Genomic DNA, 25,313 nt, shown 5'->3' with positions numbered 1-25,313 from the left:
CGCGGGTGCGCGGCACCGAGCACTGGACCAGGCCTAAGCGGCGCGTGAGCTGGCGTGTGGTGCTGGGGGTGTACCTGGTGCTGCTGTTGGCCTCGCACGTCTTCTATGTGGTCGATCCTCGGATGATGGCGGTCACGCTCCCCCCGACACCTTCTGGCGAGGTGACGCTGCCCGAGATGACCGCCGACGGCCCGCGCGAGGGGCACGAGGCGCGCGTGGCGTACAAGGCGTGGCACTCGGGCGATCCCGACGCGCCGTTCGTGCTGATGATCCATGGTTCCCCCGGTGATGCGACGAACTTCCAGGCGCTCGGGCCGTCGCTCGCCATTCGGGGCGTTGACTCCGTCGCGGTCGACCTGCCGGGGTTTGGCGGATCGGAGCCTTGGGTCAAAGACATGTCGGCACGGGCGATGGCGCACACGTGCCTGGCATTGCTCGACGAGTTGCACGCAAGTGGCAATGCGCCGAGCCGTGTCCACGTGCTGGGGTGGAGCAACGGTGGGGCGGTCGTACTGGAGATGTCGGAGCTCGACGGCGAGGCCAGTGTCGAGCTTGCTTCGCTGGCCATGATGATGGCCACCGGCGCGCAGCGGACCGAGGGATCGGGCGACTACCTCTTCGAGAAGGCCAAGTACGCCCTGGGATACGCCGCGGTGTTCGGGGCGGTCGAGCTGGTGCCCCACTTCGGCATGCTCGGGCCTCGCAACTTTTGGTACTCGTTCATCCGCAACTTCATGCACACCGATCAGCGGCCGCTCGACACCGTGCTGCGCGATCTGGACGAGCCGCTGCTGATCATCCAGGCCCAGCAGGACTTCCTGGTCGCGCCGTGGGCGGCCGAGGCGCACCACGATCTCGCACCGAAGTCAACGCTGGTGCGCCTGGATGGCAGCCACATGATGCCCTTCAGCCAGCCCGATGAGCTGGCGGCGCACATCGCGGCGTTCGTTCGCACATACCAGAGCCCTGTTGCCGTGCCGGTGCGTTCGACGGTGGACGTTTCGCCCAGAGCCGAACACGGTGCTATGACTCGCACGCTCGATCGTGTGGCGACGTGGTTGCGAACGCGGCACTGGACGCTCGAGGCCTTGGTCGTGGCGCTCATCGCGATGGCGTGGTGGCGCGTGGGGTTGGTCATCGTCGCGGCGCTGGTGGCGGGCATGTACGTCGATTATGGTGTCGCCAGTCTCGGGCTGGCGGTGGCGATCGTCATCCGCGGGCCGGGCGTGTGGCGGCGGGTGCTGTGCCTGTTCGTGGGCATCGTGGCGTTGTTCCCCGCGTGGGTGCTGGTGCGTTTTGGCGGGTGGTGGGCGGTCGATCGGTACGGCGTGGTGGCGTTGCTCGTTGTCATCGCGCTAGTGGCCCCGCTGACATGGATCGCGCCGCGTGTGTGGACGCGGAGCAACCGCCAGCGCATCCGGGCCCAGGTGTGGCGGTGGATCAGCCACGAGTTCTGGCCGAGCTGGATCAGCTACGTGCTGCTCACGCCCACGTTCGTCACGCAGGTGCTTCGGTACAGGCATCCGGTCGTGTTCACCGCCACCAACCCGGGCATCGCTGGCGCGGGCGGGTTCATTGGCGAACGAAAGAGCACGATCTCCGGGGCTCTGGAGAAGGCTGGCGCGCCGCTGCTCCCGACGGCCCTGCTGCGCATGCACAGCGACCCCGAGCGGCGTTTAGCACGCGTCGAGAAGCTGTTGCGGCTGCGGCCCGACCTGGGCGGGTATCCGGTGGTCATCAAGCCCGACCGCGGCGAGCAGGGGCGATCGGTGCGCGTGTGCCACAACACACGGGACGTGCGCGAGCAGATCGACCGCGTCCAGACCGATATGGTCATCCAGAAGTACGACCCCGCGCCACACGAGGTGGGGCTGTTCTGGGTGCGATTGCGGCCGCCGGGCGATCCCGACGAGCACGGGCGCGAGGGCGAGATCTTCTCGGTGACGCGAAAGATCTTTCCGACCATCGTGGGCGATGGAAAGCGCACGCTGCGGCAGCTCGTGCTGAACGATGACCGCTTCCGTGTGCAGGAGCCGTTGTTTGCCAAGCGCTTCGGGCGGGCGATCGACCTGGTGCCACCGCAAGACGAGCGGGTGAAGATGGGGCTGGCGGGCAACCACGCGCAGGGGTGCCGCTTCGAGGATGGGGCGCACCTGATCACCGACGGATTGACCGACGTGATCGACGACATCTGTCGAAAGTTCCCGAACAGCGACGGTTTGCCCGGCGGGCTCGACATCGGGCGGTTTGACATTCGCTACAGCGACGAGGAAGCCCTCAAGGCCGGGCGCGGCTTCAGCGTGATCGAGCTCAATGGCTCGTCGGCCGAGGCGACCAACGTGTACGACCCGACGCGCACGTGGTGGTGGGCCATCGAGGTGATGAGCAAGCAGTGGTGCCACGCGTATCGGCTGGGTGCGATGCGCCGGGCAATGGGGCACGAGCCGGTCGGGCCGTTGGAGTTGATCCTCATGGTGCTCAAGGCGCGTCGTGTGCGGCCCGAGAACGCGCTTGCCGATTAGGCCGCGATCGCACGCAGGTAGTCGGTCATGCTCTCGAGTTCGGCGCTGTCGATGTCGTCCTGTTCCAGGCTGAGTTCCAGCAGAACGTCGGCGGCGCTAGCCGAGCCAACGGGGAATCGGTGGACGGCTTGGCGGGTGCCGGCCTCATCGACGATGTAGGCGACGGCGAAGTCGGTGTTCTCCGCGTCGCGTTGTACCTCGATGGAGCCCGAGTGGAACCGGAAGGTGGCCGAGGCCATGCCGGTGTCTTGCTGGAGATCCTCTTCCATCGACTTCTCGATGAGCTTGTTGAGCGTGCCGTGGACGCGCATGCCTAGGGCCTCGACGTCGGTGATGCCGTCGGCGACCTGGCCGAAGAACTCGCGGACGGTGGCGTACTCCTTGCAGGCGTCGGCGAAGATGGCACCGATCTGGCCACCGGTCAGGCTCGTGAGCTTCTGGCCCAGCGTGGGCAGGGGGACGGCCATGGCGGCGGGGGGTTCGTGCTCGATGTGCATGGAGCCGACGTAGAACGACACGCGGTGCAGCACGTGGATGGGCTCGGTGCTCTCGAGGTTCTGCGGCGGGCTGTGGTGCCAAAGGATGGGCTTGGCCAGAACGTCGGGCACGCGCCAGCGACGCATGAGGGCGCGGGCCATGTCCACGTGCGTGTAGGTAAAGTGCTCGGCCCCGCACTTGAACGCGCGTGACGGCGGCTGGTTGGGTGGGCAGGCCACGTCGAACTGGGAAGGACCGATGAGCGTGCGCGCCAGCGGGATGCCCGCGTCGAGCATCAGTCCGATGAGGAAGGCCTCGGCGTACAGGTTGGGCTTGATGGCTTCGGCCAGCTTGGCGGCGAAGCACGCACGCAGCAGGCTCTTGCCCCACATGATCCGGCCGTAGCGCTTCTCACCGCCCGCGTCGATGGCGCGGCTCATATAGAAGCCCAAGGCCAGGGCGCGGATGCGGTTGATGCCCAGCAGCACGCAGGCGCGTTCGAGCGTGGTCACCGGCTCGCGCTGGGCGAAGTAGGCCGAGTTGCTCATGCGCAGCAATCGTCCGCTCAGGGCGGTGTCGGTGCGGATGACCGCGGCGAAGTCGGCCAGCCCGGCATCGGGGTCGGCCACCAGTTCGAGCAATCGGGCCGCCACCTCGGGCTGGGTCTCGATGACCATCGCATCGAGCTTGCGCATGAGGAGGTCGGTGAGGGCCTCGACCTCGGCACTGCTCAAGTTGGCGCGGACCTTCCCTGCCACGGCGTTCCCCTGGGCCCACGGCGAGGTAGGCGCTGCCAGCAGAGCATCGGCGGCGGGCGGGGGGCGACTTACTGGGATCGATGGGAAGCGGGGAAGGTGGTAAGGATCGTGCGGGGCGGGGGGTGATAAGAAGCGGTTTCGTTTCCTGTACCGCCAACCCAGGGTTGGGCGGTACAGGAAACGAAACGGGTTTATTCGGACCTGCATTGAAGTGTGCGTGGTTTGCGTCAATTCGATTCGTGCACCGTTCAACCCTGGGCTGGGCGGTGCATGAATCGAATTCCCAAGGGAATCTATCTCGTCATCGACTCGTGGAGGGCTTCGTTTAGGGTCTCCAAATAGGCCAGCATCTTGTCTGCCGATCGTGAGGCCGCCACAGCGAAGGGATAACCATCGAGGTCGATCACGACCGCGTACATGCCCAGACCCACGTTGACCGGCTCGACCTTGAATAGCTCGGTGGAGCAGACAATCGCCACTTTGCGCACTTTGGCTCTGAAGCTCTCCTCCACGACACCATCATCGACGCGCAACTCGGCGCAGCGGTTCCGACAATCGAGCAAGACCTTCCGTGCTTCGGCTGGCTTACGCCATAGATGGATCGCGGCAGGAGCCATGAACGCAATATACAGGATCATCGAGACGATCCAGAATTCCAGTGGAATTCCCGGAGAGGCGATCGATGCCCAGATGCTTACTGTGAGCAAGAGGGCTCCGCCCATCCCGATCCCGAATAGGAGCCCCGATCGTGCGCCCGGGGCCCCGTCAGTCAGGAGCAGCCCGCGCCGCTTGACCGCTATGTGCGATTTGTATGAATAGCCCTTGGCTAGCTTGAGATTGCACGCCCCCAGGCTGTAACGGGCTTGTGGCATGCAGGTTCACCACCGGCGTTTGCAGATTGGGCAGTTGGAGTAGATAGCGAGTCTAGCGCCGCCAGTCTGTTTGTAGGTTCGATTCCTGCACCGCCCGAGGCTGGGTTCCGTGGTGCAGGAATCGAATACGAAACGGGAATACTCCCCTCACGGCTGCAATCGAGTCGCACTCCAAGCCTCGCTAGGCATCTCCCGCGTCCACCGCGCCCGGTCGTGGATCCGCGCCGGGCTGCCGACCCATAACTCGACCTCGGTGGCCACGATGCGGAAGCCGCCCCAGTGGGGGGGGCGGGGGATGTCCACCTCGGCCCCGTGGGGCGGGGGGTTCTTGGGGTCGATACCGAAGCGTTCGAGGGTGGCGGTGAGCTTGTCGACCAGCGCCTGGCGAGACGCGACGGGCTGGCTCTGGTCGCTGGCCCACGCGCCCACGCGCTTCTCCCAGCTCCGGCTGGCGAAGTAGGCGTCGCTCTCGGCGGCGGGCAGTGGCTCGACGATGCCCCGCAGGCGGGCCTGGCGGTCGAGGGCGTCCCAATGGAAGACGGCGGCGGCGTGGGCGTTGGCGGACAGTTCCTGGCCCTTGGCACTCTGGCCGTTGGTGAAGAACCAGATGGCGCCGGCTTGGGTGTCGACGCCGCGGCACAGCACGATGCGCACGTTGGGCACCTTGTCGTTTGCTGTCGCCAGCGCGATGGCGGTGGGGTTGGGCTGCACCTGGTGCTCGCGCGCGAAGTCGACCCATTCGTTGAGCGTGGGGAAGGGGCTGGTGGGCAGCTCGTCGGGCAGGTGCTCGTCGTGGGTGGTGCCGTAGGCGTGGATGGAATCGAGCGGGCCGGAAAAGTGCGCGTCCGATGGCGTCTGTGAGCGTGCTGACGCGATGCGGTCGATGTTCTTGCGTTGGTCGTCTTGCCCGGTGGTCATGGTTGATCGTACGCTGCCTCTGGCGAATCTACTGGGAGCACGCATGGACGCGAACGGGCAGGGAAAGCAGGGCTATCGCAAGGATGGTCCCGAACGGGGCACGCCCGCGATCGACCTGTCGCGTGTCTATGACAAGCTGCCCCCGCACGCGCCCGAGGCCGAGATGGCCCTGCTGGGCTCGGTGATCCTGGACCCCTACACGCTGGCCGAGATCCTGCCGATGGTCTCGGTGCCCGAGGACTTCTACCGCCAGAGCAACGCGACGGTGTTCCGCGTGCTCAAGGAGGTCTACGAGCGCGAGCCGCAGGCCGACCTGAACGTCGTGGCCGACCGGCTGCGCGAGCGCGACGAGCTCGAGGCCATCGGCGGGGCGGCCTACCTGGCCAGCCTGGCCGAGGCGGTGAGCACGCCCAACAACGCCGGGCTCTATGCAAAGCTCGTGCAGACCAAGAGCCGGCTGCGCAAGCTCATCGCGGCGGCCAACACGATCGTCCACGAGGCCATGCACGCCGGGCAGGACGAGCCCGAAGAGGCACGCCAGCTCATCGACCGAGCCGAGCAGAGCATCTTCGAGATCGCCGACGACGACCAGTCGGCGGACATCCAGAAGCTCGAAGAGCTGCTGCGGGCCGAGTACGAGCGCATCGCCGACCGCGACGCTGGCGGCATGACCGGGCTCAAGACCGGCTTTGCCGACCTGGACGAGCCCTTGAGTGGGCTGCAGGACGGCGAGATGGTCATCATCGCGGCCCGCCCCTCGATGGGCAAGACGGCGCTGGCGCTCAACCTGGCCGAGCAGATCGCCATGGGCGGATCGACGCCCTTCGCGCCGGCGGGCGACGAGCGGATTCCCGTTGGCGTGTTTAGCCTGGAGATGAGCAAGAGCAGCCTGGTGCAGCGCTTGATCAGCGCGTACTCGGGCGTGGACAGCCACAAGCTGCGCACCGGCGCGTTCAGCCAGGACGATTTGGTGAATCGCATCCGTCCCGCGTGCGAGGTGCTGGAGCGCGCCCCGCTGTACATCGATGATTCGCCCGCACTCAGCGTGACGGCGCTGCGGGCCAGAGCCCGCCGCATGAAGCAGCGCTTCGGCATCCGTTGCATCGTGGTGGATTACTTGCAGCTCCTCACCAGCCCTGGCCACGGGCGCGAGAGCCGGCAGGTGGAGGTCAGCGCCATCAGCCGGGGCATCAAGGCGATGGCCCGCGAATTGAACTTACCCGTGATCTGCCTGGCGCAGCTCAACCGCGGCAGCGAGCAGCGCGAGGGCAACCGCCCACGCATGAGCGACATGCGCGAGTCGGGCAGCATCGAGCAGGATGCGGACGTCGTGCTGCTGCTGCACCGCGAGGCGTACTACCACCTGAGCGACCAGGCCTGGATGGAAGAGAATGAGGAACGGGCCAACGAGGCCGAGCTCATCATCGCCAAGCAGCGCAACGGGCCCACGGGCGTCGTGCGATTGGTGTGGGACAACCATACGACACGCTTCAAGAACCGCGCGGGCTACGCGCGCAACGATACCTGGGCCAAGGACGAGCCCGCGGGCAGCTTCGAGGCCAAGCCCGACGCCGCATCGGTTGGCGGGGGGTCGGCCTTCGGCCACCGTGCTCCTACGGCTGACCGTGCGGCCGACAACCGCCCCTTCGACGAGCGTGTGGACCACGGCAAGCCCGAGTATCTGGACGCGGACGACGACACGCCGCCGTGGTGATGCGGTTTTCATGATCTCGCTTCCCGAAAGATCCGATATTCATGTGATCGGATACATGGGATGTGAAACCGAACTATTGCGAAAGTGCTCTTTTTATCGGATGATCCAATCGCCCATCGGGTCATGCCGAAGCTACTTTCCGTTGGAAACATCGACGTAATTGCCGTCCGCCCATCCGGTGAGAAGACCAAAGAAATCGAAGCGTTGTGCTCGGGAAAGCACGCGATCACTCTCGATTGTCGCGTCCATCCCGAAGCGGTGCTGTTTGGGTTTGTCAGATTCTGCTGGGGCGATTTTACAAGAGCGCCGATCGTCCTATTCCACCACCATGACGAGCACGCGATGGGTGTGCTTGGAGGTGCCTTGAATGTGGTCGCCTCGCTCGATGCGGGTAAGGGTTCGCTCGAGGACGTGATCCGTGAACTGATCACCGTCCTATCGCCCCGGTCCCCGCATGCTTCGGTATCCCCCGAGACCAAGCCGGCGGCCCCTCCAGATTCGGTGACCGGGTCCGACGGTGCGACCAAGAGCGGTAAGCGCAAGAAGTCCAAGCCTCCTGCTGCCTCAAAGAAGAGCAAGCCTCCGGCTGAAGAGCCCGCGGCAACACCCGGTCGTCAATCGGCATCCGGCAAGCCGGCCAAGAAGCCATCGAGAGAGAAGCCCCCGCGGCCGCTGAAGCTGAACACGCTGTACAACGATGATGGTTTGCTGGATCGTGAGGCCCGCGAGGCGGAACACCTTGCCGAGGGCTGGCCTTTCAGGCGGGACAAGCCGCCGCAGTTTGAGCGACGACTGTCTCGCAAGGAAACCGCCGCGAAGGTGGCCCAATTCGCCGAGGCCAAGCAACTCAAGGCGACCACGCAGATGGCCCTGCGTATCGCACGGGATTCGACCGCGTCGGTTGAGGATCTCGCGCAGATCGTAAAGCTCGACCAAGCCCTCGCCGCACGCATTCTGCAGTTGGCCAACAGCAGCCTGAATCGCCGAGGAAAGGCGACCCGAACCATCGAGCAGGCCATTGTGCGGCTGGGCATGAGCACGATCCGCGAGTCGATCTCGAGCATGACCGTGCTCGACCAGTTCAACGAATCCGAGGTGCTGAACGTCGCGATGCTGTGGGAGCATGGCTACGCGGTCGGCCTGCTGGCCGCGGATATCGCGCGTTCGGCTGGCTCGATCTCGCCGGACGACGCCTTCGTGATCGGGTTGATGCACGATATGGGGCGCGCGGTCATGGCGTGCGAGTTGGGCCAGGATTATGTGGATGCCCTCATCGCCGCGCGGATGCACGACGTGCTGCCCGCCCAGGTCGAGAAGCAATTCTTTGAGCTGAACCATGCGGACGCGGCCGAGACGATTTTGCCGCGTGGGAATTCGACAAGTCGGTATCTTCTCCGATCTCTAACCACCACTTGTCGTCCAAGAACCTGAAGCACATGGATCCATCGAACTATCGGCAGGCAAGAATCCTGCAAGCCGCCAACACGCTCGCGCACGCGACGCTGCTCGGCGACAGCGGGAGCGACTGGGTTGATTCCGCGCTGTTGCACGTGGAGGAAACGCCAGTGGCTACCGGCTTGGTGCGCACGTGTGTCGAGCGGGCCGATGAAACACTGGAGAGTTTGCGATTGGTGATGGCCAGCACCGACAAGAGTGCTCCGGTTCAGAGTTATGCCGAAACGATCCGCGAACAGGTTCCCGATGGCGTGACCCTGGCCTCGTTGGGCAATGCCGATGTTCTGGATCCGATGGGGCTGCTCGCCTGGCGGCTGGCGGAACAGAACCTGTCGAGTGGTGGGGCTGACATCCTCGGGCCGATCGGACCAAGCGAGCGGCCCGATCTGATCCTGGGGAGCGTCCGCAATCGTGACGATCTCACCGATCTTCGCAAGACCATCCAGCGGTACGATGCCGACGGGCAGGCCGTGCCGGTCCTGCTGTCGGTGGCGAACGCCAAGATGGCCGCAAGTGTGCGAAGCGTCATCGGCGAGCGGCCGAGTCACTTCCTTCCCGGTACCTACCGCGTGTCCTGGGTGCTCAGGGGCGTGAACATGATGCTTGACAATCCCATCCGCGAGGCGGCGTAGGATGTCAGGCTACTCGGGCGGGTAGCTCAGTTGGCTAGAGCATTCGCCTTACACGCGAAGGGTCCGGGGTTCGAGTCCCCGCCCGCCCACTAGACCGGAGTGCGAAGCGTTGCAACCCTGGGCGTCGTGCGGCAGAAAATCCGCGATTCCAAGGGTTTGCGGCGTGCGCTTCGATTCGGTGCCGGAATCTGCCGCGATGCTCCGCGTCGCTTTTGGCTCCACCCGTGCGTCGCTTCGAGCGCAACCCCCAAGCCCGGCAGCCTTGCGGAAGTGTTCATCGCGGGGCTTGAGGTAGTGCTGCGCCGCAATCATGGGCGAATGGCCCAGCCATGAGGCGGCATCGTGGTTGGGAAACTCGCTCGCCCAGTCGGTGGCGCACGAGGCGCGCATGTTCTGGAACAACCGGGGCCAAGGGGTCAGCCCGGCGCGGGCGATAATCTTGTGCATCGTGGTCCGCAGGTTCGACGGGCCGCGCATCGTGGGGAATAGGCTGGGCTCATCGGCTTCGGCGAGTTCGTGGAGGTCTTCGAGCAGCGGGGCCAGCTTGGGCGCGATCGGCACGAGCCGGACCGCATGGCCCTCGTGATTGGCGGTCTTCGGTGAACGCACCACGAGCCGACGCTCCACGAGGTCTACGTCGCCCCACGTCAGCCCGACCAACTCGGACGGGCATCGGAGCCCGGCGAACCGGCAGAGCCCCACGATGGCACGCCAGCGGGCATCGGGGCACTTGTCGATGATTTTCTCGGCGTCTTCGATTCTGACGTAGTACGTCCGCTCGGGGTTGGCTTGCGATCCCGGCTTGAGATCGGCGAACGGGTTGGCGTCCACCAGCCCCCACGAGAGCGCCCGCTTGAATATCAGCTTGGCGACGTACACCCGCTTGGCTTGGGTGGCCTTGGCGTATCCGGCCTCGGCGAGCGCCCGTCGCCAGAGTGATGCGTCTTCGTTGGTGATCTGGCGCACGTCGTGATCGCCACCGAAGTATTCGAGCAGGCTGTTGGCGGTCTGGCGGTACGCCATCGTCGTGGTGGGCGCGACGGTGGTGGAATCGATGAACCGCTCGACCAACTCGTGTAGCGTGTTCGTTTCCGGGGGCGTGCGTGGCTCCACGAGCCCGACGCGGGCCAGGCGGTCGTGCAACTTGTCGCCCAACTCGGACGCCCACAGAGACGACGCACGGGCCGGGGATGAACCGCTCAGTTTGGCGCTCAGCAGCGCCTCGGCGTGGGTGCGGATGGTCTGTGCGGCCGTGGCGTCGAGCTTGCCGAGCCGCACGGTCTGGCGCGTGCCGTTGCCGTCCACGAATTGGAGTCGCCGATTGCCCCGCTTGTCGGTGGTGATGCTTGCCATGCTTGAGTCTCCCTACGGGGTTATTGGTGATCCGGGTCGGGCGTGCCACTTTCTGGCGTGCCTACGTCTACGGAACCCCCATTCGCGCGCTCTGGCGAGGGGTTCCGTTGGTGTAGACGCTTGGCTAGAGAGAATCGACGGGCGGGGCGTCCGCCCTTGGGTCCGATGGGCGGGTAGTGCCATTGGCCAGCGCCTTCGCGTTCGAGGTCGTCCAGCGCCGCCTCGGCGTCGGCAACCCGGGGGAATCGCCTGGATGCCTGGACCAACTCGCGGGCGCTCACGTTGCCGCCCTTGCGCCGGATGAGTTCCACCAACTCGCCACGCTTGTCGTCCACGTCGTCGCCATCGAGGTGTGCATACACCCGCTCGGCCTCGCGGGCGAACCATCGGACCATAGCCAGGGCGGCCCGCACGTCGTCCACGTCGATCGTGTCGGGATCGACGGCCTCTCCCGCCGCCCACCGCGCCAGGTGGACTACCAACGCCAGCCGGGCCGCGTAGCCCTCCAACTTGCTCCACGCCGCCGCCTCGGCCCCGACGCGCTCGGCTTGCTCCCGGCCGTGCTCATTCACGAATGCAGCGAACGCTTGCTTGGCCTCTTCGCTCGGACGCACCAGACGCGGTTCATCATCACCGTCGAGGTGGTCGGGTTCGAGGTTGTACAGGCGATCGAATACCAGCGCGATCGCCTTCTCGGTGGCGTCGGATACTTCGGCGTCGGTCCACTGCTTCGGTGTGCGGGGTGGCATGGCGAAGAGCAGCCGCGCGGTCAGTCCATTCTCGACGTGGGTGAGGCTCAGGTGCCGGCGCAGCGCGCCGGGTTGGATTCCACCAGTAACGCTCACGGTGGCACGCGGGACGTAGGTGGTGCCGCTCCCCTTGCGGTCGATGATGAGCGCCCGTCCGCCGAAGACTTTCAGCCACTTGGCTACGTCCGCGCCCTTGCCGGCGCTGTAGCGGTCGAACCCGCCCAGCCACCCTGCCAGTTCATCGCGGGCCACCAGCAAGCCCCGGGGATTCTCGCCCAGTAGTTCGGCCAGCTTCTCGGTGGTCACGTCGTTGGTCCACGTCCGGCGGCAGACCGGGCGCACGGGTGCCGATGATGGATCGGACGCCCGCTTGCCTTGCGATGCCTTCCACTCGGCCAGAGCCGTCTCGTGGAGTTCCACCGCTTGCTCGTGTTCTTTCATCGCCTGGTGCTGACGCCGCCGAACGGGGCTCAACGCCAGATCCATCGCCGGGCTCTTCGCCGTCCCTGACTCGCCCACGATCGCCGTCCAGACAATGGCGGGTTCGATCCATGACCGTGTGAGCGCCACGCGCCTGGTGTTGCCAATGGCCGATGCCAAGACGCTCATCACGGGCAGAATGATGTAGGACGTATCGCACCCGATCACTCGTGCGCCCTCGACCACGAACCCGCGCACGGGCTCGGGCAGTGCCTCGATGGGGAAGGGCTCGAATGGCTCGGGGAATACAAACTCGGGCGTCGGTTCGTGCGAGTGGGGCTTGTTGTGATCGGACTCTGGCGTGTTGTTCGGCTTGAGCCTCATGCGTCCACCGCCTCGCCTACGAACGTTGCAACCAGTTCGCGCACCAGAATCGCCGACCAATACCTCGGGGCCAGCGTCGTGGCATGTCGAATCCGAGCAACGTGTGGGGTGCCGAGTATCGACAACTGCGCCAGGCTTCCATCACGTCCCTGTCCTTCAGGTGCCAAGGCATTGCCGCTAGGACCAGCAACGCCAGATCAGGGTGCTGGCGCAACAGTTCGAGGTTGTCGCGGTCGCCGTGTCGCTGGGTCAGCGGGTGGGCGTCGAGCGCCAGCGTGCCATCGCATCGAGGGCACGCCGGTACTGCGTTTCGAGATCGGTGGACGTAGAATTGCTCGCTACTTTCTGCCCCCACGGCCCCGCCAGGCCCGGGGCGGCTTCCCGCCACACGGTCATTGGGCACCGCCTTCCGTGCCGGCCTCGGCCCAAGCCTCGACGGCCTGACGGTCGAAGCGGATGCTCCCGGCCATCCTGACGAATGGCAGCCCGTAGTTGGTGCGAAGGTCGAAGACCGTCCGCTCAGAGATTCGCCACTCCCGGGCGAGTTCGCGGGTGGTCAGCTTCGAGGTGGTTGTCGCTTCCGTGCTTGTGAGGCTCATGGTCTGGTCTCCGTTCAACCGCTCCAAGCGGTGGTTACGAGACCAGTTTCTCGTTGCCGTTGAGGTTCCTCAAGCACCAGTCGGCGATGTGCTGCATTGCGGCATATCTACGGAGTTCATGCCGCATTAGTCCGGTACGAGAGGGTAAAGCCCGCCCAATCTCGCATCATCTCGACCCGGTGATCCCAGTTGCCATCGCGGATCGTCTCGTAGATTCGATCCATCTCTTCGGGGGTATAGCGGTAGTTCGCCGCCGCACGTCCCAGTGCAGACTTGATGCCAGCGGCTTTGCGAATACGCCCGAACGTGTCGGTACTGATGCCGCCCTTACAGTTCAACGCATCGAGCAGTTGGGAAATCGTTACGCCCTCGCGGGTCTCGGAAGTGGGCGCGCCGGGCACCAACTCACCTACTGCGATCAGTTCAGCAAGGATGTGGCTGAACCACTCGCCAAGGCTTGCCATGTTCGCTGCATCATCCTCTATGACGATCTGTGGGTTGGACAGCCCAATCGCCAAGCCGATGAATATCGATCTAGCTTGCTGTAACTTTGTGTGGAGTTCAATCGACCGGGGTTGCCCGGCCGTGTTGGGTTGAGTCGCCGCATCCAGCACCTTGCCTGCACCCGCCTGCATCGCGCTTCGCGCCTGTTCGCAACGGTCTCGTCCCTCGGCGAGCTTGACGCGAAGGTACTCGATATATTGGTCAGGCTCGCTGAATACTGGAGTCTCGGTTGAGTCCTGTTCCCGATTGAACGCTGCTTCCAATTGCTCCAGCGGTGAAGCACCACTCTCGGCTAGATCGTTGGCTCGTTTGATGGCGGCTTGTGCTTGTGCATCCCGCAAATGGGCGTGCGTTGCCCATTGTCGCTCTCGACGCTTGGCCAACTCGTGGAAGAGACCAGCACTCAAACAAAGTGTGTGAAGTTGGGATAGTGCCTGGAGCAACGATTGAGTCGGGTCTGTGATCCCAGAAGCCGGGCGCGCGGCTTTCTTCGCCATACTCACGTCTCTGTCAGCGGGCCGATCCGAGCGGATGCTGGGGACGTGATCCAGCGACAGCCCGGGTCGTTCGGCGGGGTCATCCGCCACCCGTGCGAGATTATACATATGTGTGCGAGCCCGTGCCGGTTTTTGCCGTACTTGTCGGTTAGCATGGGGAATGCAACAGTTCGTCGCAAAGGGTGTGGGCAAACTGACAGGTCGCCAGGTCGAGCACCGTATCGAGGCGGTGGACAGGGCAGAGGCTCAGGCTGTCGCTAATGACATTGGGATGGCCGTGGAGTCGGTCGAGGTCGCGCGCCAGCTCAGCCCCGATGATGCCCTCGCCGATCGGCTTCGCCGTATCGAGGATGCCATCGAGGTCAATAGCAAACTGGCTCGGGCCGTCGCCCTCGACGCGGCCGAGATTCGGCGGGCGCTCACCAGCCGCAAGAGCGCATACTTCGATGCCCTCTACCGCAAGGTCGTGTGGGCCGTCGCCCTCGGGATCATCCTGTCGAGCATCCTCGTGTTTCTGATCTGGTTCGGGCTCATGCTGATCGTGGCGGCGCTCAATCTTGGGCTCACTCCGTAGGTCGGTGAGCAAGGTCACTCTGCCAGCATGAGATAGCGCACGCCCAGCAGGATGGCGGGGAGCACCACCAGCAGCAGGACGATGATGGCGTTGCGGGATCGGGCGCGGTCTCGGCGTCTCAGCGCCCGCTCGACGGCGCGCTCAACAGCGCGTTCGATATCAGGGTCTGCCATGAAGCGAGGATATAGGCGCGTCCGTGCCATCGCTCGGATGGCATGATGTAGCCGGCGCTACACTATGGCGAACAATCGTCCGCGATGGCGAGCGCAGGCGGCATCGGCCTGGGGTAGGGGGGGGATTGCGCAGGGGAGGGGGGGCCATGCGCCCAGGGGGTCAGGGGGCCGGTGCCCAGCGATTTACTGCACCGCGTCCGTGAGTGTAGGGTTATCGTTCCGCGTATTCCCCACCCGCTTCGACGCCGGGCGAGCTTCGAGTAGGCCAGCGGAACCGAGAAGCTCTTGCACGGCTTCCACCCTGACCGCTTGATGCCCGGCGAGGGTTTACTATTCGCCCTCGTGACCTCCATCTACGGAGTCTGGACATCACGTGGCATCGTGTGCTTGCTTACGGAGATGCCCAACGGCACGACCGATTGGGCCATTACGTCCGCGAGCGTGACGGCACCCAGAGTTGACTCGGCATCTGCTGCAACGGTATCCATCGCCTTGTGGAGCGGGCAGAGCTCGTGTTCATGCTCGGGCAGGTCGAGCGGGCACTTGAGGATTCGCTGGATGGGTTCTATCGCCTGGACGACATCGAGCAGTGTGATCGTTGTGGGCTTGCGCGATAAGGCGAATCCGCCAGTTGGCCCACGCTGGCTGGTGGCCAAGCCGGACTCGACGAGGAGTTGGAGCACCCTGGAGGCGTAATGCACGGGCGTCTTGGTGCTCTCGGCGACCCTGCTGGCGGTTTGGACCTCGCCATAGCGCTCACTCAGGAAGACCGCCGCCCGAAGGGCGTACTCGGTAGTCATCGTGAACATGCTGGACTGTCTCCCTCGCACGGTGGCCTATCTCTGGCCGCTGCGATCACGGGGTTGTAGATCGATGGGCACCAAAAAACAAGTAATCTATAAAAATATAGATATATACTTGATTCCCTTGCTTGCCGATGGAATGCTGTAATGCAGTGACAAATCCGGTTTGGCAGCATTCTGGGACGATTCGTCCGGATAAGACCAGGGAGAACCCGTAATGTCAGAGCCGAACTCGAGTTTTACGCCATCCGTCGAAACCGGCATCGCTGCGGCGTTGCCGGGCGAGACGGGCACGCCCTCGAAGGCCGTTCTTGATCGCTTCAGCTACGACGACGCGATCGTGCGGATGTTCTTCTGGGCGACCTTGGCCTGGGGCCTCGTCGCCCTCCTTGTTGGCGTGATCCTGGCGTTCCAACTCGCGGTGCCCGAACTCAACATCCTGCCTCAGATCGCGTTTGGACGGCTTCGGCCATTGCATACTAACGCGGCGATCTTCGCGTTCGCGGGCAACGCGATCTTTGCGGCGGTGTACTACTCGACCCAACGCTTGTGCAAAGCACGCATGTTCAGCGACATGCTCAGCCGCCTGCACTTCTGGGGTTGGCAGGTGATCATCGTCTCGGCCGCCTTGACGCTGCCCTTTGGTATCACCCAGGGCAAGGAGTACGCCGAACTCGAGTGGCCCATCGACCTGGCCATCGCGGTGGTATGGGTCGGCTTCTTCGGCGTGAACTTCTTCATGACGCTCGTACGCCGCCGCCAACGGCACCTTTATGTCGCCCTCTGGTTCTACATCGCGACGATCTTGACCGTTGCGGTCTTGCACGTCTTCAATAACCTGTGGATCCCCGTGGGCGTGTACGAGCTCTTCACGACCGGCAAGGTATCCAGCGTCGATGTGGCATTGAAGAGCTATCCGGTGTACGCCGGTGTGCAGGACGCCTTCATGCAGTGGTGGTATGGCCACAACGCCGTAGCGTTCTTCCTGACCACTCCGTTCCTTGGGCTGATGTACTACTTTTTGCCCAAGGCCGCGGGGCGCCCGGTGTTTAGCTACAAGCTCAGCATCGTGCATTTCTGGAGCCTGGTGTTCATCTACATCTGGGCCGGGCCGCACCACTTGCACTACACGTCTCTGCCAGAGTGGGCCAGCAGCCTCGGCATGATCTTCAGCATCATGCTGTGGATGCCTAGTTGGGGGGGTGGCCTGAATGGTTTGCTCACCCTTCGGGGGGCGTGGCAGAAGGTGACCACCGACCCGGTGCTCAAGTTCTTCGTCGTTGGCATCACCTTCTACATGATGGCCACGTTCGAGGGACCGCTGCTGAGCATCAAGACCGTGAATAGCCTGAGCCACTATACCGATTGGACGATCGCGCACGTCCATAGCGGTACACTGGGTTGGAACGGATTCATGATCTTCGGTATGGCCTACTGGCTAGCGCCCCGCATCTTCCAGACCAAGGGCTTGTACAGCGTGAAGCTCGCCAGCGCCCACTTCTGGGTAAGCACGATAGGCATCGCGCTGTACGTCCTCTCGATGTACGCGGCTGGCATCACGCAGGGCCTGATGTGGCGTGCGTTCGATTCCGATGGCGCGCTCATGTACGGTGAGTTCATCGAGACGGTCACGAACCTGGAATGGCTGTACTGGATTCGCGGCATCGGTGGCGTGCTCTATCTCACGGGCATGGTCATCGGCGTGCTCAACCTCTTCCAGACCTGGCGCATGCGACCCGACGAATATGAGGTGGTCGTTCACGAGGCCGCGCCGCTCTCGCCGCTCACCGAGAACTATGCGAAGGCAACCAGCCGCCTGAGCACCAACGTCGAGATCGGACACGCGACCGACCGCTGGCTCCAAGGCCTGTGGCATCGCAAGCTCGAAGCCAGGCCCATCCGCTTCACGATCTGGGTGCTCATCGTTGTAGCCGTGGCATCATTGTTCGAGATCATCCCCACCTTCCTGATCAGGAGCAACGTGCCGACGATTGCCAGTGTCGAGCCATACACGCCTCTGGAACTCGCTGGCCGTGACATCTACATCGCCGAGGGCTGCTACAACTGCCACTCGCAGATGATCCGGCCGATTTTCGCCGAAGTGAAGCGGTATGGTGAGTACAGCAAGCCGGGAGAGTTCATCTACGACAGGCCGTTCCAGTGGGGCAGCCGTCGTATTGGCCCGGACCTCGCTCGCGAAGGGGGCCGGCAGAGTTCGTACTGGCACTACGAGCACTTCTTGGATCCTCAGAAGTACTCGGCGGGGTCGATCATGCCAGATTACCGCCACCTGAACACGCAAGCGCTCGACTTCGAGGCCATCCAGGCTCGGGTGGGGACCATGGCAATGCTCGGCGTGCCCTATGGCGAGGCCGTGAAGAACGCACCGGAAATGGCGCGCGAGCAGGCACTCGAGATTTCCAAGCAAGTCTCGGATCAAGCCCAGAACCCGTCGCTGGACATCAGTGATCGCAAGATCGTGGCGCTCATCGCGTACATGCAGCGCCTCGGCACCGACATCAGCAAGGAGCCAGCGGTAGAAGAGGCCGCGGCCAACGAAGAAGGGGGCGAGTGATGCTCCCAGACACGATCCGCTACGTCGATCTCAGCGTGTGGCCCGAGGCGGCATTGGTGCTCTTTGTTGGTGTGTTTGTTATGGTCTCCATTCGGGCGTTACGGGGCGGGCGTTCGTTGGCACAGCAGATGGCGGTGGCCCCCCTTGACGATGGCCTTGTCGTTGGCCCACAGGAGCGCACCAATGGCTGACAAGTCCGAGAGCACACTGATCCAAGGCCATGAATACGACGGGATCATGGAGTACGACAATCCAACGCCACTGTGGTGGCACCTGATCTGGCTCGGCTCGATGATCTTCAGCGTCGTGTACTTCTTTGTATCGCTCGAGAGCCCGTGGTTCGTCCATCAAACCGATCGCCTGGAGGCCGCACAAGTCGCCGAGATCGAGCGGCTGTTTGCCGACATTGGCGACCTGGCCGCTGATGAGGCGACCATCCTGAGCCTCATGGATGATCCAGAATGGATGAGGTTTGCTCAGAGCCTGTACTCGGGCAACTGCACATCGTGCCACGGTGTGAGTGGCGGTGGGGGCATTGGTGCGAATCTCACCGATGAAGCGTACATCAATGTGAAATCGATCACCGACATCCACACGGTTATCGATAAGGGGGCCAACAACGGTGCCATGCCCGCCTGGGGCAAACGCTTGCACCCGAACGAGCTTGTCCTCCTTACTTCGTACGTCGCTTCACTCCGTGGAACCAATGCGTCAGGGAAGGGTGCCGAAGGCGAAGCCATTCCGGCCTGGCCCGACGCACCAGAATCGGGCAACTGACCAACACTTCATCCGATGAGTGCCAACACCCCACAAGCCGAGCAAGTCCTCTCGACGTTGAATGCCGATGGCTCCCGTCGCTGGCTGAAGCCTCGCCCTTCGCCCGGTCGTTGGCTGAACCGGCGACGTGTTGTCGGGTACGGGCTCATCGCCTTGTTTGTCACGCTCCCGCACGTTCGCCTGGCAGGACGCCCTCCGGTGCTCATTGACATCCTGCATCGAGAGCTCACGCTCTTCGGTGCCACTCTATACCCGACCGATACGTTGCTGCTCGCCTTGCTTCTGATCATCATCGCGCTCTCGATCTTCTTTTTTACCGCGATGTTCGGCCGTGTGTGGTGTGGCTGGGCTTGTCCGCAGACGGTATACCTGGAGCTCGTGTTTCGGCCGATCGAGCGATTCTTTGAGGAGAAGCCGGGCCGGAAGGCCCGGTTTGGTGGCGCGGGCAGCGCGATCAAGGTTGTTGTCTACATCGCGCTGGCCTTTGGTCTTGCCCACACCTTTCTGAGCTACTTCGTTGGGACAGACGCACTCCGGCAGTGGATCTTCGGATCGCCACTGGACCACCCGCTGGCCTTCATCATCATTATCGCCGTCACGGGGCTGATGCTCTTCGATTTTGGTTTTTTTCGTGAGCAATCGTGCATCGTGGCCTGCCCGTATGGTCGATTCCAGAGCGTCATGCTCGACCAGGACTCGCTCATCGTGGGCTACGACCGTAAGCGCGGCGAGCCTCGTGGGAAGAAGCGGCGCAAGGGCGGAGACGTGTCGCTGAAAGTCGTGGAAGTGAACGAGGACGCCCCCCCTTTGGGCGATTGCATCGACTGCACGATGTGTGTCCAGACTTGCCCAACGGGCATTGACATTCGTGATGGCCTGCAGATGGAGTGCGTGAGTTGCACGCAGTGCATCGACGCGTGCGATGCTGTCATGGACAAGATCGGGCGGCCCCGCGGGCTTATCCGATACGCTTCGCAGCGGTCGATGGATGGCAACGGTCGGCACTGGCTGCGGCCGCGTGTGATCGTGTACCCTGCGATTATCGCGGTCCTGGTCACGATCATGAGTATTCTCATGGTTACACGAGCGGCGGCATTGGTGACCGTCATGCGTGGTCCGGGCAGCCCCTTCACGTCGCTCGAAGACGGCATGGTTGCCAACCCCATCAAGCTCAAGATCCACGATCGCTCGCCCGAAGGGGCGGTCTACGAGATCTCACTCGTCGACCTCGAAGGCGGGCGCATCGAGGGCACGAACCCCATCACGCTGGAGCCAGGGCAGATGTTCACCGAACCCATGACGCTGATCGCGCCGGCAGCCGCGTTCAAGGCCGGGCGTTTGCCGGTGAGGATACATGTCCAAGCCGAGGGTTTTGATCGCGACGTGGAATACCTGATGTTCGGGCCGGCAACATTCACCACCGGGGAAAACTGACATGGACACGCCCGTTCAGGCAGATCCGAAGCGTGGTTCATGGCGTTGGCCCGTGGCCGTCGTGGCCATACTGTGTGTGTCGCTGGTGACCTGCACGATTACGGTTATTGCGGCGACAAGCGATCCAGGCTACGCGATCGAAGACGACTACTACCAGCGCGCGGTCGACTGGGACCAGTCACGGCAGGCACAAGCCGAGAGCGACGCCTTGGGATGGTCAGCCGAGCCCACCATTGATAGCAGTGCGAGCCGGCTTCGGTTGACCGTACGTGACGCCCAGGGGCAACCCGTCGAGGGCGCTTGGGTGCGGGCGACGGTGTTCCATCACGCCCGGCGGGGCCTCGCCGAGGATCTCAAGCTGGAGGCCGAAGGAAACGGTGTGTATTCGGCACCATTGGCGCGCCCTCGCCAGGGCGAATGGCAAGTACGCCTGCGGGTGGTTTCTGGCCGCGACACTTTCGTACAAACCTCCGACATCATCGCGACAACGGAAGATGGCCGATGATCGGTACGCTGGCTGCAGTGCTCGTGGCCAGCCTCGCGGGGAGCCCGCACTGCGCTGGCATGTGCGGCGTGTTCGTTGTGATGGCTTGTGGATTCGATCGCAAGAACCCTCGCGGGCATGTACGCTTACAACTGGCGTACCACGGCGGGCGCTTGGTGGGATACACGTCTCTCGGCATGGTTGCGGGCGTGTTGGGCGGTGCTATCGACCTGGGAGCACGAGCCGCAGGGCTCCAGCATTCGGCAGCGATACTCGCCGCTACGACCATGCTGATCGTTGGTGGCATATGGCTCTTGCGCGAGGCCGGCGTCGGCTTGCCGCGAGTACCCACGCCGCTTTGGCTTAAGAAGGTATTTCGGGCTGGAGTGCAACAGAGCGACCGCTTCGGAGCCACCGGCCGTGCTCTGACGTTGGGGTTGTTGACCGTGCTCCTGCCGTGCGGTTGGTTGTGGGCGTTCGCACTCATTGCGGCAGGCACGGCTAGCCCGGCATGGGGAGCCGCGGTGATGGCGGTGTTCTGGGTTGGCACGGTGCCGGTGCTGGCGGCCCTTGGTCTGGGGGCTGGGGCCTTGCGTTCCCGGCTTGGCCCGCGCGTGCGCACCGTCGCGGCTCTGGCGATGATCGCCATCGCGAGCATCATGGTGTTTCGGGTGTACAAGGCCGATCTCTCGCTCCTGCACAACGCCCCAACCGTCGAGCCCACCGCTCAGCGTGAGGCCCCCTGCCCATTGTGTGAACCCACAGAGTAATCAATGACCGCGATTACCGCGACATCAGCACCGCTCATCAACGAACGCAAGGCTTGTGCTCACTGCGGTCTGGCTTCGCCCGTGGGCGATCAGTTCTGCTGCTCGGGCTGCGAAACGGCATTCGAAGCCATCAGCGCGTGCGGACTCGATCAGTACTACGCCCTCAAGCGTCGGCTCGACGATACGAGCAAGCCGGTCGAACTCCCCCAGGGCGCGTACGCCGAGCTCGATGATCCAGCATTCTCGGCCCGCCACGCCCGCGCCCTTCCGGGTGGGCTCATGTCCGTCGAGCTCTACGTCAGGGGCGTCCACTGTGCCGCATGCCTCTGGTTGATCGAACGGCTGCCGACGGTCGTGCCCGGCTTACACAGTGTCGAGCTCGACCTCGCCAGGCGTACTGCCCAGGTTGTGTGGAGCCCGGCCGAGACGAGTCTGTCGCGGGTCGCGCAGCATTTCGCTCGATTTGGCTATCCGCCGCATCCCGTCGAGCCTTCGGCAGCACGCGATGCTCGCCGGATGGAAGACCGGGCCTATCTCATCCGCATCGGCGTGGCCGCGGCGTGTGCGGGCAACGTCATGCTCCTTGCCTTCGCGCTGTATAGCGGTCACTTCGACACCATCGCCGAACCGTATCGCTCGTCCTTTCGGTGGCTGAGCGCCGCTATCGGGTTGCTCGCCTTGCTCTGGCCCGGACGCGTATTCGTCCAGGGTGCGATCATGTCCATCCGCACGCGGACGTGGCACCTCGACACACCCATCGCCATCGCGCTGGTGGCGGGTTCGATCGCCGGGCTCGCGGCAGTTGCCCTCAACCGTGGCGAGATATACTTCGACAGCATCACGATGCTCATCTTCCTGCTGCTCATTGGCAGATGGCTCCAGATGCGCCAGCAGCGCCGGGCAAGCGACGCCATCGAACTACTCTTCAGCGTCACCCCGCAGCGCGTCATGCTGGTCAAAGACGGCATCGCGACCGAAGCCGCGATCGACGCGGTCAACGTGGGCGATCTGGTGGAAGTGGCCCCCCAGCAATGCGTGCCCGTGGACGGCGTGATTGAGTCGGGCTCCACGCTCATCGACAGCGCCGTGCTCACCGGCGAGAGCCGTCCCGAACCTATGCGTGTGGGCAACGAGGTGGCCGCCGGCGCGGTGAACATGTCGAGCACAATTCGTGTACGCGTGGCCGCGTGCGGGCGTCACACCCGCGTCGGCAGGCTCATGGCAGACATCGAGCGTCTCAGCCGCTCGCGTACGCCGGTCATCGGCAGCGCCGACCGCCTTGCTATGCCGTTTGTGGTAGGCGTGATCGGGCTCGCTTTGGTGTGCTTCTTTGTGCGTTTGCCAGTGGGCTTCGACGCCGCGATCCAGTCGACGGTGGCCATGCTGATCGTGTGCTGCCCGTGCGCCGTCGCGCTGGCCACGCCGCTCGCCACGTCGATGGCAATCGGCCGCCTGGCCTCACGCGACACGCTGGTCAAGGGCGGTGATACGTTCGAGGCATTGGCCGGTACCCCCACGCTCGTGCTTGACAAGACCGGCACGCTCACCGAAGGCGTGTACACTGTGTGCGATTGGGTGGGTAACGATCAACTCAAGCCTGTTGTCGCCGCCATGGAGATGGGCGCCCAGCACCCCATCGCTCGTGCGCTGGCCTCGTGGCACGATACACCAACTCAGGTAACCAACATCGAGCATCGCACGGGCCTGGGTGTCATTGCCGAGAACCAGGGCTGCCGCATCGCGAGCGGGTCTTCGGTGCTCATGGGTATGCTCGGGATCGAAACGCCTGCCTGGGCTCTCGAATTCGCCGAAGACTCACGAACGCAAGGCTATTCGGTCGTCTTCATCGGCGTCAATGATCGCGTCGAAGCCGTCGCTTCGCTGGGCGATAAGCTCCGGCAAGATACGCGCTCCTCGGTTGATGCCCTGCGCGCTCTGGGTTGGACGCCCCAAGTACTCTCGGGTGACGACCCGCGCACTGTGCAAGCCGTCGCGCGAGCCGTGGGAATTGGTCAGGCCGCTGGCAATGCCCTTCCCGAAACCAAGCGAGACCGAGTGAGCGAACTGAAACGCACCGGCCCGGTGGTCATGGTGGGCGATGGCGTCAACGACGCGGCAGCGCTTGCAAGTGCAACCGTTGGGGTGGCGGTGAACGGGGGTACCGAGGCATCGATGGCCGCCGCGAACGTGTATCTGGGGCGGCCGGGCCTGGCACCCCTGGTGGATCTGGCCCATACGAGTCGCGGCGTGATCAGGCGCATCCGGCTCTGCCTCGGTTTGGCCGTCAGTTACAATCTCGTCGCCGCTGGGCTCACGCTTGCGGGTTTGATGTCACCAATCCTCGCAGCCATCGTAATGCCCCTGAGTTCACTAACGGTGTTGGCCATTGCCATTGGTGCGGGGCAAGGTCCACAGGAAGGTGAGAGTCAACAATGAGCGTATTGTTCATCGTGCTGCCGATTGCACTCGCGCTCGCCGGGGCAGCGGTATGTGGTTTCGTTTGGATGGTCCGTTCGGGCCAGTGCGACGACCTCGACACGCCCGCAACCCGGGTTCTGATTGATGAAGATTGATAGCCGAGTTTTCGGTAGCTCGGGCTCGTTAGACAGACAGCCGAGCAGTTCCTCGGCAGCTAGGCGATGCTACCCGCCTTGGCACCGATCACTGGAGCCTGCATGCTGGTTCGTACGTCATCGTTCGTTGCGGCCTAACGGATCACACCCGCACCGGCCTCTTGGCCGCCTGATTGCCACAGGCAAACCAGGCTCGGGTGTCCCGGGCATCGAGGGCACCGCCACCGTTCCGATCGGGCGCGTTCGGTGTCTCACGCACGAGCCAGGCCCTTCACGGGGGAGGTCAGCCAGCCCACCACGGCCCTCTGCGCCGGGCTCAGTGCGTCAGGTCGAGCGCCACCCCGCGCCCGCTCGTGCGTTTCTCTCGGGGAATCGTGGGGGGGTTCGAGTCCCCGCCCGCCTATTAGATCGGAATGCGAAGCGTTGCAACCCTCGGCGTCGTGCGGCAGAAAGTCCGCGATTCCAAGGGTTTGCGGCGTGCGCTTCGAGTTGGTGCCGGATTCTACTGCGATGCTTTGCGCCGCTTTTGAACCCACCCGTGCCCTCCAAGTCCGGCGGCCTCAAGGTGCTGCATCAGGCGGCCGAGGATGACGAGTGTGCCAGCACACGTCTGGATACGGCTTAGACGAAAGTCGATACCAATCGCCATCCAACAAGCCGAAGTCGTGGCCGTTCGGGCTCTCGGAGGTTCGTCGCACGGCCCAAGCATCGAGGTCGGCGAATTCGGTAGCGACGGGTCGGGCGAGGAAGCAGAGCTGGGAGAGAGTCGACGAGTCCCGCGCCATTTCGCAACAGTCCCGCAGAGGCTCAATCGCCACCCGCTGCCGATCTTCCGTGATGGTGGTCAGTCCAAGCTCCTGGGATCAGCCAGGCGGGTGTCGGGAGCTTGGAACACCAACGCCCGGCCCGGCCGTTCACGGTCGAGATGGCCATCCCGATCCGCTACCCGGCTCAAATTAGCAAACATTGATCATGGCCTTGGCAACCCATGCCGGGAGATCATCTTGCAGCAGAGCCGTACGGACGGTTTTTGTCAGGATTAAGTGTGGGATGCCGCACGGCTCCGTTATCCAGGCTCTCGGCAATGCATCCACGAGTTGCTCGGGAGATACGCCGCCGATGGGGCTCTAGGGATCATCGACCTGCTCGACAGGCAATGGCAGTGTCCTCCTGATCGGCCGACGCTGCCGGCCCTACCCACCCGCTCTCAATACTGGGCTGCTCGAGCGATCCGTATTTGACCCCATGCTCGCCCGGGAAGATCAGCACTGGGCTCTGGATGTGGCCCCGTGTCGC

Annotated in this window: 21 protein-coding genes and 1 tRNA gene; 14 read left to right on the top strand and 8 right to left on the bottom strand. The window is 63.9% G+C overall.

Going from position 1 to position 25,313, the window contains the following annotated elements; translation table 11 throughout:
- Positions 1 to 5 precede the first annotated feature (5 nt).
- Entirely contained in the window at positions 6 to 2,522 is a 2,517-nt protein-coding gene (locus tag NCW75_12375; GenBank protein ID UYV12086.1) for an alpha/beta fold hydrolase, read from the top strand.
- On the opposite strand, the gene NCW75_12370 is transcribed toward NCW75_12375, so the two are convergent.
- The 3 genes from NCW75_12370 to pdxH form a co-directional block, all read right to left on the bottom strand.
- A complete protein-coding gene (locus NCW75_12370) occupies positions 2,519 to 3,757 on the bottom strand; it encodes an HDOD domain-containing protein (GenBank protein ID UYV12085.1) in 1,239 nt (412 codons plus the stop codon). The two genes, NCW75_12375 and NCW75_12370, sit on opposite strands and share 4 nt — an antisense overlap.
- Before the next feature lie 293 nt (positions 3,758 to 4,050).
- Positions 4,051 to 4,629 carry a hypothetical protein gene (locus NCW75_12365; GenBank protein ID UYV12084.1) on the bottom strand — a complete coding sequence of 193 codons (579 nt, stop codon included), beginning with the start codon at positions 4,627 to 4,629 and terminating at the stop codon, positions 4,051 to 4,053.
- A 147-nt stretch (positions 4,630 to 4,776) separates the two neighbouring features.
- A complete protein-coding gene (gene pdxH, locus NCW75_12360) occupies positions 4,777 to 5,547 on the bottom strand; it encodes a pyridoxamine 5'-phosphate oxidase (protein UYV12083.1) in 771 nt (256 codons plus the stop codon).
- 43 nt (positions 5,548 to 5,590) lie between these two features.
- Between pdxH and dnaB the strand changes: the two genes are divergently transcribed.
- The 4 genes from dnaB to NCW75_12340 all read left to right on the top strand — a co-directional run bounded on the left by dnaB (position 5,591) and on the right by NCW75_12340 (position 9,437).
- Positions 5,591 to 7,261 carry a replicative DNA helicase gene (dnaB, locus tag NCW75_12355; GenBank protein UYV12082.1) on the top strand — a complete coding sequence of 557 codons (1,671 nt, stop codon included), beginning with the start codon at positions 5,591 to 5,593 and terminating at the stop codon, positions 7,259 to 7,261.
- Between the two features lie 123 nt (positions 7,262 to 7,384).
- On the top strand, positions 7,385 to 8,692 hold the full coding sequence (locus NCW75_12350; GenBank protein ID UYV12081.1) for an HDOD domain-containing protein: 1,308 nt from the start codon (positions 7,385 to 7,387) through the stop codon (positions 8,690 to 8,692).
- A 5-nt stretch (positions 8,693 to 8,697) separates the two neighbouring features.
- The gene (locus NCW75_12345) at positions 8,698 to 9,348 is read left to right on the top strand and encodes a hypothetical protein (protein ID UYV12080.1); all 651 of its coding nucleotides are present in this window, start codon (positions 8,698 to 8,700) and stop codon (positions 9,346 to 9,348) included.
- A 15-nt stretch (positions 9,349 to 9,363) separates the two neighbouring features.
- A tRNA-Val gene (locus NCW75_12340) sits at positions 9,364 to 9,437 on the top strand.
- A 1,284-nt stretch (positions 9,438 to 10,721) separates the two neighbouring features.
- On the opposite strand, the gene NCW75_12335 is transcribed toward NCW75_12340, so the two are convergent.
- The 3 genes from NCW75_12335 to NCW75_12325 all read right to left on the bottom strand — a co-directional run bounded on the left by NCW75_12335 (position 10,722) and on the right by NCW75_12325 (position 13,854).
- Complete coding sequence (locus NCW75_12335) at positions 10,722 to 12,254, bottom strand: YfjI family protein (GenBank protein UYV12079.1); 1,533 nt, start codon at positions 12,252 to 12,254, stop codon at positions 10,722 to 10,724.
- A gap of 392 nt (positions 12,255 to 12,646) precedes the next feature.
- Entirely contained in the window at positions 12,647 to 12,853 is a 207-nt protein-coding gene (locus tag NCW75_12330; protein ID UYV12078.1) for a helix-turn-helix domain-containing protein, read from the bottom strand.
- A gap of 116 nt (positions 12,854 to 12,969) precedes the next feature.
- Positions 12,970 to 13,854, bottom strand: coding sequence for a hypothetical protein (locus tag NCW75_12325; GenBank protein ID UYV12077.1), 885 nt, complete (start codon positions 13,852 to 13,854; stop codon positions 12,970 to 12,972).
- 160 nt (positions 13,855 to 14,014) lie between these two features.
- On the opposite strand from NCW75_12325, the gene NCW75_12320 reads away from it, so the two are divergent.
- Positions 14,015 to 14,428, top strand: a complete 414-nt coding sequence (locus NCW75_12320; protein ID UYV12076.1) for a hypothetical protein — start codon at positions 14,015 to 14,017, stop codon at positions 14,426 to 14,428.
- A 14-nt stretch (positions 14,429 to 14,442) separates the two neighbouring features.
- Here the strand turns inward: NCW75_12320 and NCW75_12315 are convergent, their stop codons facing one another.
- Entirely contained in the window at positions 14,443 to 14,601 is a 159-nt protein-coding gene (locus NCW75_12315; protein UYV12075.1) for a hypothetical protein, read from the bottom strand.
- Positions 14,602 to 14,954: 353 nt separating this feature from the next.
- Complete coding sequence (locus tag NCW75_12310; protein UYV12074.1) at positions 14,955 to 15,410, bottom strand: Rrf2 family transcriptional regulator; 456 nt, start codon at positions 15,408 to 15,410, stop codon at positions 14,955 to 14,957.
- A 211-nt stretch (positions 15,411 to 15,621) separates the two neighbouring features.
- Here NCW75_12310 and ccoN point away from each other — a divergent pair, with 211 nt between their 5' ends.
- The 8 genes from ccoN to ccoS are packed head-to-tail and all read left to right on the top strand — an operon-like array spanning position 15,622 to position 24,017.
- Entirely contained in the window at positions 15,622 to 17,979 is a 2,358-nt protein-coding gene (gene ccoN / locus NCW75_12305) for a cytochrome-c oxidase, cbb3-type subunit I (protein ID UYV12073.1), read from the top strand.
- Positions 17,979 to 18,170 carry a hypothetical protein gene (locus tag NCW75_12300; GenBank protein ID UYV12072.1) on the top strand — a complete coding sequence of 64 codons (192 nt, stop codon included), beginning with the start codon at positions 17,979 to 17,981 and terminating at the stop codon, positions 18,168 to 18,170. Before ccoN ends, NCW75_12300 begins: the two co-directional genes overlap by 1 nt.
- Positions 18,163 to 18,756, top strand: coding sequence for a c-type cytochrome (locus NCW75_12295; GenBank protein ID UYV12071.1), 594 nt, complete (start codon positions 18,163 to 18,165; stop codon positions 18,754 to 18,756). Before NCW75_12300 ends, NCW75_12295 begins: the two co-directional genes overlap by 8 nt.
- 15 nt (positions 18,757 to 18,771) lie before the next feature.
- Positions 18,772 to 20,190: a cytochrome c oxidase accessory protein CcoG gene (gene ccoG / locus NCW75_12290; protein ID UYV12070.1), complete on the top strand. Its 1,419-nt coding sequence runs from the start codon at positions 18,772 to 18,774 to the stop codon at positions 20,188 to 20,190.
- Position 20,191: 1 nt separating this feature from the next.
- Positions 20,192 to 20,695 carry a FixH family protein gene (locus NCW75_12285; GenBank protein UYV12069.1) on the top strand — a complete coding sequence of 168 codons (504 nt, stop codon included), beginning with the start codon at positions 20,192 to 20,194 and terminating at the stop codon, positions 20,693 to 20,695.
- Positions 20,692 to 21,444 (top strand): sulfite exporter TauE/SafE family protein, encoded by a 753-nt coding sequence (locus NCW75_12280; protein UYV12068.1) that lies wholly within the window; start codon positions 20,692 to 20,694, stop codon positions 21,442 to 21,444. The genes NCW75_12285 and NCW75_12280 overlap by 4 nt, the downstream gene beginning before the upstream one ends.
- A gap of 3 nt (positions 21,445 to 21,447) precedes the next feature.
- Positions 21,448 to 23,880: a heavy metal translocating P-type ATPase gene (locus NCW75_12275; GenBank protein ID UYV12067.1), complete on the top strand. Its 2,433-nt coding sequence runs from the start codon at positions 21,448 to 21,450 to the stop codon at positions 23,878 to 23,880.
- Positions 23,881 to 23,894: 14 nt separating this feature from the next.
- Positions 23,895 to 24,017 carry a cbb3-type cytochrome oxidase assembly protein CcoS gene (gene ccoS / locus NCW75_12270; protein ID UYV14196.1) on the top strand — a complete coding sequence of 41 codons (123 nt, stop codon included), beginning with the start codon at positions 23,895 to 23,897 and terminating at the stop codon, positions 24,015 to 24,017.
- The last annotated feature ends 1,296 nt before the right edge of the window (positions 24,018 to 25,313 follow it).

This window comes from Phycisphaera sp., from assembly GCA_025916675.1.
In the GTDB taxonomy this organism is placed as follows: Bacteria; Planctomycetota; Phycisphaerae; order Phycisphaerales; family UBA1924; genus JAHCJI01.
The sequence above is the reverse complement of the archived record's forward strand: the minus strand, read 5'-3'. Positions and strand labels throughout refer to the sequence as shown.

Bases quoted from the DNA above. Each gene is read 5' to 3' on its own strand.
- NCW75_12335 (UYV12079.1), bottom strand. From the start codon at position 12,254: ATGAGGCTCAAGCCGAACAACACGCCAGAGTCCGATCACAACAAGCCC.
- NCW75_12315 (UYV12075.1), bottom strand. From the start codon at position 14,601: ATGGCAGACCCTGATATCGAACGCGCTGTTGAGCGCGCCGTCGAGCGG.
- NCW75_12350 (UYV12081.1), top strand. From the start codon at position 7,385: ATGCCGAAGCTACTTTCCGTTGGAAACATCGACGTAATTGCCGTCCGC.
- NCW75_12325 (UYV12077.1), bottom strand. From the start codon at position 13,854: ATGGCGAAGAAAGCCGCGCGCCCGGCTTCTGGGATCACAGACCCGACT.
- pdxH (UYV12083.1), bottom strand. From the start codon at position 5,547: ATGACCACCGGGCAAGACGACCAACGCAAGAACATCGACCGCATCGCG.
- NCW75_12295 (UYV12071.1), top strand. From the start codon at position 18,163: ATGGCTGACAAGTCCGAGAGCACACTGATCCAAGGCCATGAATACGAC.
- NCW75_12330 (UYV12078.1), bottom strand. From the start codon at position 12,853: ATGAGCCTCACAAGCACGGAAGCGACAACCACCTCGAAGCTGACCACC.
- ccoN (UYV12073.1), top strand. From the start codon at position 15,622: ATGTCAGAGCCGAACTCGAGTTTTACGCCATCCGTCGAAACCGGCATC.
- NCW75_12345 (UYV12080.1), top strand. From the start codon at position 8,698: ATGGATCCATCGAACTATCGGCAGGCAAGAATCCTGCAAGCCGCCAAC.
- NCW75_12280 (UYV12068.1), top strand. From the start codon at position 20,692: ATGATCGGTACGCTGGCTGCAGTGCTCGTGGCCAGCCTCGCGGGGAGC.
- NCW75_12320 (UYV12076.1), top strand. From the start codon at position 14,015: ATGCAACAGTTCGTCGCAAAGGGTGTGGGCAAACTGACAGGTCGCCAG.
- NCW75_12310 (UYV12074.1), bottom strand. From the start codon at position 15,410: ATGTTCACGATGACTACCGAGTACGCCCTTCGGGCGGCGGTCTTCCTG.
- NCW75_12275 (UYV12067.1), top strand. From the start codon at position 21,448: ATGACCGCGATTACCGCGACATCAGCACCGCTCATCAACGAACGCAAG.
- NCW75_12300 (UYV12072.1), top strand. From the start codon at position 17,979: ATGCTCCCAGACACGATCCGCTACGTCGATCTCAGCGTGTGGCCCGAG.
- NCW75_12365 (UYV12084.1), bottom strand. From the start codon at position 4,629: ATGCCACAAGCCCGTTACAGCCTGGGGGCGTGCAATCTCAAGCTAGCC.
- dnaB (UYV12082.1), top strand. From the start codon at position 5,591: ATGGACGCGAACGGGCAGGGAAAGCAGGGCTATCGCAAGGATGGTCCC.
- NCW75_12285 (UYV12069.1), top strand. From the start codon at position 20,192: ATGGACACGCCCGTTCAGGCAGATCCGAAGCGTGGTTCATGGCGTTGG.
- ccoG (UYV12070.1), top strand. From the start codon at position 18,772: ATGAGTGCCAACACCCCACAAGCCGAGCAAGTCCTCTCGACGTTGAAT.